Consider the following 11,377-nt stretch of genomic DNA (forward strand, 5'->3'; position numbering starts at 1 on the left):
AGCAAGCCCGCTCCCACAGGGGGAATGCGGTCGACTGTGGGAGCGAGCTTGCTCGCGAATGGCGGCGCAGCCGACAACCATTCACCGCTGACGTTACTGACGCAGACAAAGTCTTTTTCAGACGGCTTTTTTTGCCCGAGTGATTGATAATCCCCGACACAGATTTTTGACCAGTGGACGGCTGCCATGTTGTGTGTGTTTGAGGTGTTGCGGTGAGTGTCGAGCGGCGCAATGCCGATGGGTTTGCCTTGCAGGTGATGATCGGCCTCTGCCTGATCTGGGGCGTGCAGCAAGTGATGATCAAGTGGGCCGCGCCCGACATCGCGCCGGTGATGCAGGCGGCCGGGCGTTCGGGGATTTCCGCGTTGCTGGTGGGTTTGCTGCTGTGCTGGAAGGGCGGCTGGGATCAGGTCGGCAACACCTGGCGTGGAGGGCTGCTGGCCGGTGCGCTGTTCGGTCTGGAGTTCTTCTTCATCGCCGAAGGTCTGCAACTGACTACCGCCGCGCACATGTCGGTGTTCCTCTACACCGCGCCGATTTTCACCGCGCTCGGCGTGCATTTTCTGTTGGCCAGTGAACGCCTGCGGCCTTTGCAATGGCTGGGAATTCTGCTCGCCTTCGTCGGTATCGCCATTGCCTTCGCCGGCGGCGTGTCGTGGGATAACCTCGACCGGCGCATGCTGCTGGGCGATGCGTTCGGGGTCATTGCCGGTGCCTGCTGGGGCGCGACCACTGTGGTGGTGCGCGCTTCGCGGCTATCGGAAGCGCCGGTGACCTTGACCTTGTTTTATCAATTGATCGTCGGCTTCGTCGGCCTGCTGTTGATCGCGCTGTTCAGCGGCCAGATCACTCACGTCAGCCTGACCAGCGTGGCGGTGGCCAGCGTGCTGTTCCAGGGCCTGGTGGTGTCGTTCTTCAGTTACCTGACCTGGTTCTGGCTGCTGCGCCGCTATCTGGCGGCCAATCTGGCGGTGTTTTCGTTCATGACGCCGTTGTTCGGCGTCACGTTCGGCGTGGTGCTGCTTGGTGAAGAGTTGAGCGTGAACTTCGTCATCGGCGCGGTGCTGGTGTTGCTTGGCATTACCTTTGTCAGCGCTGAGCAGTGGGTGCGTCGGCGTTTGCGCAAAGCCCTCGGCCAGCACTGACCGATTGCAGCGCAAGCCCGCCGGCAATCAGCAGACCGCTGCCGGCAATGATCAGCGCCGGTTGCAGACCACCGCTGAAATGGCTGCTCAGCGCCGCCAGTAACGGGCCGCTGAGCTGGCCGACGGCGAAGCATGCGGTCAGCAGTCCGGCGTTGCGCTGAGTTGTGTGCGGCGCCAGTTCTCGCGAACGTTGCATCACCAGTTGCATGCAGGCCAGGAACGGCATGCCGCACAACACCACCCCCAGCGCCAAGCCATAACCACTGCCCAACAGACAGGCGAAGACCCCGAGCGCCTGCAACCACAGGGTGGCGGTCAGCCAGTGCCGTGTGGTGTTCGGATCATGGCGACGCAGGCTCACCAACAGCACGCCAATCGCCGCACCAAGACCGAAGCACGGCCAGAACAGGTCGGCCTGCCATTGCCCGTGAAATTGCGCGTTGGCCATTTGCGAGAGAAACGTGGCCGGGATGATGTAACCCACGCCATATAACGCATACACCGCCGCCAGTCGCGGGATGCCGCGATTCGAATGGTTGACGTTGAGGGTGGCGACCGGTGTGTGCACGCCCGGTTGCGGCAGGATCCGCACGATCCCCAGCAACATCACCAGCGCCACGGCGGCATAGATCAGCCACAAGGTGGCAGAGGTCTGATTCAGCAGATGTGAGAACAGTGCCAGCAGCCCGGTCAGAAAAATTCCCAGTCCGGGACCGGCAAATACCAGTGCCCCCAGCCGTGGCCGGCCTGCCGCCGCTGCCAGCGGCTGACTCAATGCGGTGATCATCACCAACACCCAGGCACTCGCCACCCCGGTACCGAAGCGCAGCAGCAAATGCGCCCAGAAGCCGTTGGCCCAGAACGATGCCAGGGTCAGCAGCACACACAGCCACAAACCGCCATGCAACCGGCGCTGCACTTGCTGCGGACGGTGGGCGAACATCGCGTCCACCGCGCCCAGCAGGTAACCGAGGTAGTTGGCCGCAGCAATCAGACCGGCGGCCGTCAGGTCGACCTGGCCTTCGCTGAGCAAGTGCGGCAATTGCGGGGTGAGGGCGAAACGCCCGATGCCCATGGCCATCATCAGGGCGACGAAACAGGCGGATAAGCGAATCAGTGGCGACATGGTCGGGATTCCTTTGAAGGAGCAATGACCGTCAGGCTAGAAGCGATTGACTTTCTTTAAAATTGAATAATAGTGAGTAACTTGTTCTGTTATGGAGAAAGGTCGTGGAGTTCAGCCAGTTGCGGATCTTTCAGGCAGTCGCCGAGGAAGGTTCGATCACCCGCGCAGCAGAACGCCTGCACCGAGTGCCGTCCAACCTGTCGACCCGGCTCAAACAGCTGGAAGAGCAATTGGGCGTCGAACTTTTCGTTCGTGAGCGTCAGCGTTTGCAGTTATCGCCTGCGGGAAAAGTCCTGCTGGACTACACTGGCAAGCTGTTCGCTTTGCGCGATCAGGCCAGTGCGGCGGTGATGGGCGGGCAGCCGGCCGGGGATTTTGTCCTCGGCACGCTGTACAGCACCGCGGCGATCCATTTGCCGGCGTTGCTGGCGCGCTATCACAAGCAATACCCGGCGGTGAATCTGCAAGTGCAGTCCGGACCCAGCGGCGAATTGCTCGAAGGCCTGGTCTCCGGGCGCCTCGATGCGGCGCTGGTGGACGGCCCGCCGCAACTCGCCGGGATCGACGGCGTGCCGCTGTGCGACGAGCGTCTTGTGCTGATCAGCGAAGCCGACCATCCGCCAATCCGCAGCGCCAAGGAGGTCGAGGGCAGGGCGGTATTCACCTTTCGTCATGGTTGCGCCTACCGCGCGCGGCTGGAGGCGTGGTTCGTTCACTATCAGGCGGCGATGGGCCGGGCGATGGAGATCGAGTCGTATCAGGGCATGCTCGCCTGCGTGATTGCCGGCAGCGGTGTGGCATTAATGTCGGAGTCGATGCTCGCCAGTCTGCCGGGGCGCGAGAGCGTTGCAGTGCACCCGTTGGCCGAACCGTTTGCCAGTGCGACAACATGGCTCATGTGGCGCAAGGGCATGGTCGGGGCCAACCTCAATGCCTGGATTGAACAGCAGCAAGCGCTCTATTCCGTGGCATCGAGTGAAACCCGGCAGACGGCGTGAACCAACCAACCGTAATTCTGTTCAATTCAGTAACAGATCATTGCGGATTTGGCCGAGCATTGCGTAGGACTTCGGACTATTATCAGTGCGAAGCGGCCTCAGAATTCCGGCCGCTCAGCACTACCCTGAAGGGGGCATGACGATGAAAGAGAAAATTCAGAACTGGCTGCACGATTTGGGTGTTGCCCTCGGCTTGATCGAACCGCCTCTGCAACCCGTACCGATCCGCACCGATGACGAACAGCGCCGGCGTCAGCCTCGCCGGCGGTAGTGCCTGATTAAAGATCAAAAGATCGCAGCCTTCGGCAGCTCCTACAGAAAAGTGTAGGAGCTGCCGAAGGCTGCGATCTTTTGCTTTTGTAGCGAGGGGATTTAGCGAAACGTCGCACCGCCCCGATGGGCTGCGAAGCAGTCCAAAAAAACTATTCAATTTGGTTTAACCCGCGAGATTACGATTACTGACTTCAGGGCTGCTGCGCAACCCATCGGGGCGGTGCGACGTTTCGCTAAATCCCCTCGCCACAGGGCGCTCCAGCAACACGAGTGCTGTATTTATAACCCTTCTCCGTGTCGCCCGATCTCCAGCAGAAATCGACTCAGGTCATTCGCGGTCTTCGCGGTCTTGAGTATGTGATCCTCTTCGGCCGTGAACGCCGTCAGTCCGAACTCATCTTCCAGATGAAATATCAGATCTTCGATATCTGCCTTCTCCAGCCCTAACTGCACCAGACTGGTGTCGTCGTTGAATTCGCGGGATTCCAGCAGGCGCCGAATGTATCGGTGCACGGCAGCACGCACGGCAGCTCTTCTCATGGCAGATGATTTCGTTGTTGTTTTGACTGATTACAGCAGGCCTCAAGCGTGTCGACGCAACCATTCGTCAATCATCGAACGCAAATGCCCGCCGGAAAAACTGCCGAAATGCCCGCCATGCACGGTGCGGATCGGCAGCGCCTGCAAGCGTCGCAGACTGGCGGCGTAATCCTGCAGATTGGAGTGGTAGGCGTCCTCGATCAACGGCCCGTCGTAAATGATGTCGCCGCTGAATAACGTTTCGGTGGCCGCCTCATACAGGCTGATGCCACCCGGCGAATGCCCCGGCGTGTGCAGCACTTGCAGGGTGCGGTTGCCCAGATCCAGCACATCGCCATCCTCGACAAAACCGGTGGCCGGCGCGGCCTTGACCCGGTATTCGGCGTAGCACAGCGGGCAATCCGGGTGCGCCTCGAACATGTCGTCGCCGACGAAGGCCCGGCTCAGGTCATTCTCGCCGTCCGGCGCGGCGAGGATGTCGGCCTCGGCAGGATGCACCAGGCGCTCGGCGAATTCGTGATGCCCGGCAATGTGGTCGAAGTGGCAATGACTGGCCACCGCCACCAATGGCCGCTCGGTAATCCACGGTAACTGCTCGCGCAGGCTGACCAGCCCCGAGCCGCTGTCGAGCAACAAGTCTTTGTCGCGCCCCTGCACGTGCCACAAATTGCAGCGGTAGAACGGGCGGATATACGGCTCATGGATCAACCGGATGCCGTCGCTCAAGTGCTGAACTTCGAACCACTGATCGCGCGAAACGATCTTCATAAGCCATTTTCTCCAGACGTAAAAAAACGGGTGTGGCAACCGACGCCACACCCGTCGAAGAAAGCATCAAGTCGTTACATCAGAGCTTAGATCGCACTCGCCAAAGTCGCCGGGCGAGGGGAGACCAGGCTGACCACCACAAAACTCACCAGCCCCACAGCCAGGCTGTAGTAGATCGGCGTGTTGGCATCCAGACCATCCTTGAACATGAACAGCAGCGCGGTAGCAAAGCCCAGGCCCATGCTGGCGATGGCGCCGGCGGTGGTCGCACGTTTCCAGAAGATCGCACCGATCAGCGGAATCAGCATGCCGCCCACCAGCAGGTTGTAGGCCAGGGTCAGGGCGCTGATCACGTCATTCACCACCAGCGCGATGCCCAGCACCACGACACCGGTGAGCAAGGTGAACAGGCGGTTGATCGCCAGGCTCGACTGTTTGCCGCCACGCAGTTTCGGCAGCAGGTCTTCGGTCAGCGTGGTGGCAGCAGCCAGCAGGCCGGCGCTGGCGGTGGACATCATCGCCGCCAGAGCCGCAGCGATCACCAGACCACGGATGCCGTCCGGCAGCGACAGTTTGACGATGGCGGCGAAGGCGTTGTTGACGTTGTCCAGATCCGGGATCAGTACGTGAGCGGCCATGCCGATCAGCGCGCAGGCCAGACCGTAGAGGATGCAGTAGATACCGGCGATGCTGCCGGCGTACTGGGCGACTTTGGCGGTCTTGACGGTGAACACCCGTTGCCAGATGTCTTGACCGATCAGGATGCCGAAGAAGTAGATCATGAAGTAGGTGATGATCGTGTCCCAACCGATGGTGGTGAAGTTGAACGCCGCTGCCGGCAGCTTCAGCACCAGTTCGTCCCAGCCGCCGACGCGGTACAGGCAGATCGGCAACAGGATGAACATCAGGCCCACGGTCTTGATGATGAACTGGACGATGTCGGTCAGGGTCAGCGACCACATGCCGCCGATCGCCGAGTAGATCACCACCACGCCACCGCCGAGCAGTACCGAGATCCAGAATGGCAGGCCGAACAGCACTTGCAGCACGGTGCCGATCGCCAGGATCGAGGTCACGCCGATCATCAGCGCGTAGGCCAGCATGATCGCCGCGCTTGCCGAGCGGGCCATCGGGTTATAGCGTTTTTCCAGCACCTGGGTAACGGTGTAGATCTTCAGTTTCAGCAGCGGTTTGGCGAGAAACAGGTTCAGCGCGACGATGCCGCAACCCAGCGCCGCACACAGCCAGAAACCGGAGATGCCGTGCACGTAACCCAGGCGCACGGTGCCGACGGTGGACGCACCACCCAGTACGGTCGCGGCCATGGTGCCCATGTACAGGCTTGGGCCCAGGTTACGCCCGGCGACCAGAAAGTCCTCGTTGGTCTTGGCCTTGCGCATGCCGTAGTAGCCGAGCAACAGCATGCCGGCGGCGTAGATGAGGACGACGAATAAATCCAAAGCCATGATGGCGTGTCTCCGATTGTCTTTTTTATGGTGAGGCTGAATTCGATTTGCCCTTGTGGGAGCGGGCTTGCTCGCGAATGCTTTGGGTCAGTCACATCAATGTTGGATGTGCCGCCGTCTTCGCGAGCAAGCCCGCTCCCACAGGGGATTTGCGTCAGGCGGCCTGGCGCAGTTCAGGTGTTTCTGCGGCTTTGCGGCGTGCATCCTTGGGCCCGAACACCTCCCGCGGTTCCGGGAACAGGCTCAGCAGCGTCAGGTACACCACCGAGGCCAGGCCCAGAGTCACCGGCAGGCTGATGTCGATGCCGCCGGCCAACTCACCCAGCGGGCCGACGAACTGCCCCGGCAGGTTGACGAAGCACAGGCCGACCGCCGCGCTCGGGATCCATGCGCCCAGGCCACGCCAGTTCCAGCCGTGGTTGAACCAGTAGCGTCCGCCTTGCTCGCCGCGAGTGAACACCTGCAGGTCATCCGGGCAGTAGAAGCCGCGGCGCACCAGCAGGCCGATGATCATGATCACCATCCACGGGGTGGTGCAGGTGATGATCAGCACGGCGAAGGTCGACACGCTCTGCACCAGGTTCGCCCCAAAGCGCCCGATGAAGATGAAGGCAATCGATAGCACGCCGATCAGCAACGTTGCCTTGACCCGCGACAGCACCCGTGGGAACACGCTGGACATGTCCAGCCCGGTGCCATACAGCGAGGTGGTGCCGGTGGACATGCCGCCGATCACCGCAATCAGGCACACCGGCAGGAAGAACCAGCTCGGCGATACCGCCAGCAGGCCGCCCACATAGTTGTTCGCCGCGATGTAGTCCGGCGCCTTGATCGCGACGATGGTCGCGGTGCTCAGGCCGAACAGGAACGGGATGAACGTGGCGATCTGCGACAGCACCACAGCGGCCATGATCCGCTGCTTGGAGGTGTCACGCGGAATGTAGCGCGACCAGTCGCCGAGGAACGCACCGAACGAGATCGGGTTGCTCATCGCGACCAGCGCCGCGCCGATGAACGCCGCCCAGAAGCCCGGTTGACCGAGGTTCACCGTGCCGGCGTAGTTGACGTCGAAAGGACCGGCGAAGGCGAAGATGCCCAGCAGGAACAACAGGCTGGCGCTCCACACCGCGATCTTGTTCACCCACAGCAGAAAGCGGAAGCCGTAGATGCACACGGTCAGCACCAGAATCGCGAACAGGCCGTAGGCCAGGCCCAGGGTCAGGTCGGTTTCCGGCAGACCGATCAGGCGTTTCGCACCCCCGATCAACGCATCCCCCGAACTCCACACCGAGAGCGAGAAAAATGCGATGGCGGTCAACAGCGACAGGAACGAACCGACGATCCGCCCGTGCACGCCGAAGTGAGCACCCGAGGACACGGCATTGTTGGTGCCGTTGAGCGGGCCGAACAGGCCCATCGGGGCGAGGATCAGCGAGCCGAGCAGCACGCCCGACACAATCGCCCAGACACCGGCCTGAAACGACAGACCGAACAGCACCGGGAAACTGCCGAGCACGGCGGTGGCAAAGGTATTGGAACCACCGAAGATCATCCGGAACAAGTCCGTCGGGCCTGCGGTGCGTTCGTGGTCCGGGATCTGTTCGACCCCGTGGGTTTCAATTTGCGTAAGGCTTTGGTCGTTGTTGTTGTTATTCATGATCTGCTCCGATCATAAAGGCGCGCCTCATCGTGTGTGAGGCGTCACCTGTTTGGCTAAGGGGATGGCAGCCCTTCCGGCATTGCGGACAAATGTTCGTGGCAGGCCAGCCAATGGCCTTGTTGTTTTAGGCTCGACGCTTGTTTCTTGAAAACAATCGTCTCGCGCTCCTGGCTGAAATGTTGCTCCCCTTGCATGCGCAGCTCGGTGGCCACGTCATGGATAAACACCGCCACGTCACCTTGCAGGCTGACGAAGGCGTTGCTCGAAGTGCACGACAACACTTCAAAGCCATCCTCGGCGCGCCAGCTGTCCCACAAGGCCTGATAGGCATCGCGCGACAGCAGCGGCTGTTCGAGGGTGTAAAACACGAAACTTGCATCGGCGCTGAACGCGCCGAAATAAGCTTCGCGATCGTTACGAGCGAAGGCGGACACCAGATCGGCAGCCGCTTTCAACACCTGATCACGTTCGTTCATGGCCGAACCCTCAGCGGTGGACCACGCCAGGCAGTACGCAGAGCATTTCGTACAGCAGGTTGGCGGCCAGCAGCGAGGTGTTGCCGGTGGTGTCGTAAGCGGGCGAGACTTCTACCAGATCGCAGCCGATCAGGTCGAGGCCCTGACAGCCGCGAACGATTTCAATCGCCTGAATGGTCGTCAGACCCCCGATTTCCGGGGTGCCGGTGCCGGGCGCCCAGGCCGGGTCGATACCGTCGATGTCGAAACTCAGGTACACCGGGCCGCCGCCGACTTTCTCGCGCACTTCGGCCATCAGCGGCGCCAGCGACTTGTGCCAGCATTCTTCGGCTTGTACGACGCGGAAGCCCTGATCGCGGCTCCAGTTGAAGTCGTCAGCGGTGTAGCCCTGTGCGCGCAAACCAATCTGCACCACGCGGTCGCAGTCCAGCAGACCTTCTTCGACGGCGCGACGGAAGGTCGTGCCGTGGGCAATCTTCTCGCCGAACATGTGATCGTTGACGTCAGCGTGGGCATCGATGTGCACCAGACCGACCTTGCCGTGCTTTTTATGGATGGCACGTAGGATCGGCAGGGTGATGGTGTGGTCGCCACCCAGGGTCATCGGGATCACGTTGTGCTCGAGGATGTTGTCGTAGGCTTCTTCGATGATGCGCACGGCGTCGAGCAGGTTGAAGGTGTTGATCGCCACGTCACCGATGTCGGCGACCGACAGCGAGTCGAACGGCGCGGCGCCGGTGGCCATGTTGTACGGGCGGATCATCACCGATTCGGTGCGGATGTCGCGCGGCCCGAAGCGGGTGCCGGGGCGCAGCGAAGTACCGATGTCCAGTGGCACGCCAACGAAGGCAGCGTCCAGGCCGGCAGCGGTCGGTACATGGGGAAGTCGGAGCATGGTGGCGATGCCGCCGAAGCGCGGCATTTCGTTACCGCCCAGTGGTTGGTGAAGAATCTTGTCCACGGGTAGGGCCTCATCGTCTTTGTTTTATTTATGTCGGCGCACCGTTGAGCACAGGTTCGGACGCCGCTGTGGGGCCGATTCTGCGAAATGTAGTGGCGGGGAAGAATCGCTACGGGCAAAAACTTAGTTCAGATTTTTCTAAACTAATGAGGGCGGGCGGATTAGACTCTGCGGTTTCGGGATTCATGCCTGGCTGAACATTGCTGCCCTCACCCCAACCCTCTCCCGGAGGGAGAGGGGGCCGACAGAGTTGTCAGCGGAATCTGCATCGACCTGAAAAATCGAGTCGAACTCAGGATTTGAAAGCCCTGGAGATCAGCTCCCTCTCCCTCGGGGAGAGGGCTGGGGTGAGGGGTGCAACAGACAACGCAGTTCCAAAGCCCGGAGTAGACATGGCCAACGCTTTACCCGACCTGAAACTATTGCGCATCTTCGTCAGCGTGGTTCGCCATCAGGGTTTTGCCAATGCGCAGCAGGAACTCAACCTGTCGACCTCGGCGATCAGCACTTACATGAGCCAGCTCGAAGCGGCGCTCGGTCTGGTGCTGTGCCATCGCGGACGCGGTGGATTCAGCCTGACCAGCAAGGGCGAGCTGTTCCATCAGGAAACCCTGCGCCTGCTCGCCGAACTCGAAGGTTTCGAGCAATACGCCGCGGCGCTCAAGGGCGAACTGCGCGGTACGCTCAACCTCGGGGTGATCGACTCCACCGTCAGCGACAAGGCCTTGCCGTTCGCCGAGGCCATTGGCGCCTACAGTCAGGAACACCCGGCGGTGCATTTGCATCTGTCGGTGATGAGCCCGTACGAACTGCAACTCGGCGTGCAGGACAATCGACTCGATCTGGCCATCGGTGCGTTTTCCACGCGCATGAGCGGTCTGGTGTACATGCCGCTGTACCGCGAGCAGCACTGGCTGTATTGCAGCAGCCGGCATCCGCTGTTCAACGAGCGGCGGATCCCCGAGCAGGTCATCACTCAGCAACGCATGGTCGGCCGTGGTTACTGGAGCCAGGCCGAGCTGGCACGGCACGGTTTCAAACACAGCGCGGCGACTGTGGAAAGTATGGAGGCGCAACTGATTCTGGTGCTCTCCGGCGCCTACATCGGTTACCTGCCGGAGCACTACGCTCAGGCCTGGGCCGACAAGGGCGACCTGCGCGTGTTGCTGCCGGCGACCTTCGGTTATCAGGCGCCATTCTCGATGATCATGCGTCGTGGCCGCAGCCGCGAGCCGCTGATCCAGACTTTCCGTGATCTGCTCAAAGCGCAGTTGAATCAGGCGTAAAGACTATGTCCAGACCGCAATGCCCGCGCTGCCTGCGCCCCCAAACCCATTGCCTGTGCCCGCTGATCCCGAACCTCGACAGCCGCACCCGGGTGTTGCTGTTGCAGCATCCGAGCGAGGTCAATCACGCGCTCAACACCGCGCGACTGGCAGCGCTGGGTTTGACCAATGCCGAGTTGATTGTCGGTGAAGTGTTCGAGGATCTGCCGACGCTGCTCAATCGGCCGGGGTATCAGGCGCGGTTGCTGTTTCCCGCTGACGATGCGCAGCCGCTGCAGGCCTACCGTGAATCCGCTGAACCGTTGTTGCTGGTGGTGCCGGATGGCACCTGGCGCAAGGCGCGCAAGATGCTTCATCTCAACCCGCTGCTGGCAGCGCTGCCGCGGGTGACGCTGGCGCAGGGCGGGGTGTCGCGCTACCGGTTGCGCAAGGCACCGGGGCCGGGGGCGTTGTCGACCATCGAGGCGATTGTGCAGGCGCTGGAAACTCTGGAAGCGCCGACCACGTTTGCGCCGTTGCTCAAACCGTTCGAGGCGTTGATCGAGGGGCAGATTGCGGCGATGGGGGAGGAGGTTTTTCAGCGTAATCATTCAAAATAATGGGTGTTGGTGCGGGCCTCTTCGCGAGCAAGCCCGCTCCCACAGGGGAATGCATTCCAAATGTGGGAGCGGGCTTGCT

At 61.4% G+C, this 11,377-nt stretch carries 13 protein-coding genes; 5 read left to right on the forward strand and 8 right to left on the reverse strand.

The window, feature by feature from the left end:
• A partial coding sequence (locus QMX91_RS24025; RefSeq protein ID WP_282413489.1) for a hypothetical protein occupies positions 1 to 188 on the reverse strand: 188 nt, incomplete at its 3' end.
• A 24-nt stretch (positions 189 to 212) separates the two neighbouring features.
• Here QMX91_RS24025 and QMX91_RS24030 point away from each other — a divergent pair.
• Complete coding sequence (locus QMX91_RS24030) at positions 213 to 1,145, forward strand: DMT family transporter (protein WP_098967746.1); 933 nt, start codon at positions 213 to 215, stop codon at positions 1,143 to 1,145.
• Here the strand turns inward: QMX91_RS24030 and QMX91_RS24035 are convergent.
• Positions 1,090 to 2,271, reverse strand: a complete 1,182-nt coding sequence (locus QMX91_RS24035; protein WP_134785699.1) for an MFS transporter — start codon at positions 2,269 to 2,271, stop codon at positions 1,090 to 1,092. The genes QMX91_RS24030 and QMX91_RS24035 overlap by 56 nt on opposite strands.
• A gap of 104 nt (positions 2,272 to 2,375) precedes the next feature.
• Between QMX91_RS24035 and QMX91_RS24040 the strand changes: the two genes are divergently transcribed.
• Positions 2,376 to 3,269 (forward strand): LysR family transcriptional regulator, encoded by an 894-nt coding sequence (locus QMX91_RS24040; RefSeq protein WP_098967749.1) that lies wholly within the window; start codon positions 2,376 to 2,378, stop codon positions 3,267 to 3,269.
• Positions 3,270 to 3,411: 142 nt separating this feature from the next.
• Positions 3,412 to 3,540, forward strand: coding sequence for a PA1414 family protein (locus tag QMX91_RS24045; protein ID WP_003184145.1), 129 nt, complete (start codon positions 3,412 to 3,414; stop codon positions 3,538 to 3,540).
• A 281-nt stretch (positions 3,541 to 3,821) separates the two neighbouring features.
• Here QMX91_RS24045 and QMX91_RS24050 read toward each other — a convergent pair whose 3' ends face one another.
• The 6 genes from QMX91_RS24050 to speB form a co-directional block, all read right to left on the reverse strand.
• The gene (locus QMX91_RS24050) at positions 3,822 to 4,082 is read right to left on the reverse strand and encodes a phosphopantetheine-containing protein (RefSeq protein ID WP_098967751.1); all 261 of its coding nucleotides are present in this window, start codon (positions 4,080 to 4,082) and stop codon (positions 3,822 to 3,824) included.
• 42 nt (positions 4,083 to 4,124) lie between these two features.
• Entirely contained in the window at positions 4,125 to 4,850 is a 726-nt protein-coding gene (locus tag QMX91_RS24055) for an MBL fold metallo-hydrolase (RefSeq protein ID WP_098967752.1), read from the reverse strand.
• Between the two features lie 86 nt (positions 4,851 to 4,936).
• The gene (locus QMX91_RS24060; RefSeq protein ID WP_282413490.1) at positions 4,937 to 6,316 is read right to left on the reverse strand and encodes a sodium:solute symporter; all 1,380 of its coding nucleotides are present in this window, start codon (positions 6,314 to 6,316) and stop codon (positions 4,937 to 4,939) included.
• Between the two features lie 154 nt (positions 6,317 to 6,470).
• Positions 6,471 to 7,973: a cytosine permease gene (locus QMX91_RS24065; protein WP_282413491.1), complete on the reverse strand. Its 1,503-nt coding sequence runs from the start codon at positions 7,971 to 7,973 to the stop codon at positions 6,471 to 6,473.
• A 56-nt stretch (positions 7,974 to 8,029) separates the two neighbouring features.
• Positions 8,030 to 8,452, reverse strand: a complete 423-nt coding sequence (locus tag QMX91_RS24070; protein WP_098967755.1) for a nuclear transport factor 2 family protein — start codon at positions 8,450 to 8,452, stop codon at positions 8,030 to 8,032.
• 10 nt (positions 8,453 to 8,462) lie between these two features.
• On the reverse strand, positions 8,463 to 9,413 hold the full coding sequence (speB, locus tag QMX91_RS24075; RefSeq protein ID WP_003222717.1) for an agmatinase: 951 nt from the start codon (positions 9,411 to 9,413) through the stop codon (positions 8,463 to 8,465).
• 392 nt (positions 9,414 to 9,805) lie between these two features.
• Here speB and QMX91_RS24080 point away from each other — a divergent pair, with 392 nt between their 5' ends.
• Both QMX91_RS24080 and QMX91_RS24085 read left to right on the forward strand, forming a co-directional pair.
• Positions 9,806 to 10,699, forward strand: a complete 894-nt coding sequence (locus tag QMX91_RS24080) for a LysR family transcriptional regulator (protein ID WP_007956593.1) — start codon at positions 9,806 to 9,808, stop codon at positions 10,697 to 10,699.
• Positions 10,700 to 10,704: 5 nt separating this feature from the next.
• Positions 10,705 to 11,298 (forward strand): DTW domain-containing protein, encoded by a 594-nt coding sequence (locus tag QMX91_RS24085; RefSeq protein ID WP_223009335.1) that lies wholly within the window; start codon positions 10,705 to 10,707, stop codon positions 11,296 to 11,298.
• The last annotated feature ends 79 nt before the right edge of the window (positions 11,299 to 11,377 follow it).

The organism is Pseudomonas sp. PS01299, from assembly GCF_029960145.1.
GTDB lineage: Bacteria > Pseudomonadota > Gammaproteobacteria > Pseudomonadales > Pseudomonadaceae > Aquipseudomonas > Aquipseudomonas putida_A.

Bases quoted from the DNA above. Each gene is read 5' to 3' on its own strand.
- QMX91_RS24085 (WP_223009335.1), top strand. From the start codon at position 10,705: ATGTCCAGACCGCAATGCCCGCGCTGCCTGCGCCCCCAAACCCATTGC.
- QMX91_RS24045 (WP_003184145.1), top strand. From the start codon at position 3,412: ATGAAAGAGAAAATTCAGAACTGGCTGCACGATTTGGGTGTTGCCCTC.
- QMX91_RS24050 (WP_098967751.1), bottom strand. From the start codon at position 4,082: ATGAGAAGAGCTGCCGTGCGTGCTGCCGTGCACCGATACATTCGGCGC.
- QMX91_RS24080 (WP_007956593.1), top strand. From the start codon at position 9,806: ATGGCCAACGCTTTACCCGACCTGAAACTATTGCGCATCTTCGTCAGC.
- QMX91_RS24065 (WP_282413491.1), bottom strand. From the start codon at position 7,973: ATGAATAACAACAACAACGACCAAAGCCTTACGCAAATTGAAACCCAC.
- QMX91_RS24060 (WP_282413490.1), bottom strand. From the start codon at position 6,316: ATGGCTTTGGATTTATTCGTCGTCCTCATCTACGCCGCCGGCATGCTG.
- QMX91_RS24035 (WP_134785699.1), bottom strand. From the start codon at position 2,271: ATGTCGCCACTGATTCGCTTATCCGCCTGTTTCGTCGCCCTGATGATG.
- QMX91_RS24070 (WP_098967755.1), bottom strand. From the start codon at position 8,452: ATGAACGAACGTGATCAGGTGTTGAAAGCGGCTGCCGATCTGGTGTCC.
- QMX91_RS24055 (WP_098967752.1), bottom strand. From the start codon at position 4,850: ATGAAGATCGTTTCGCGCGATCAGTGGTTCGAAGTTCAGCACTTGAGC.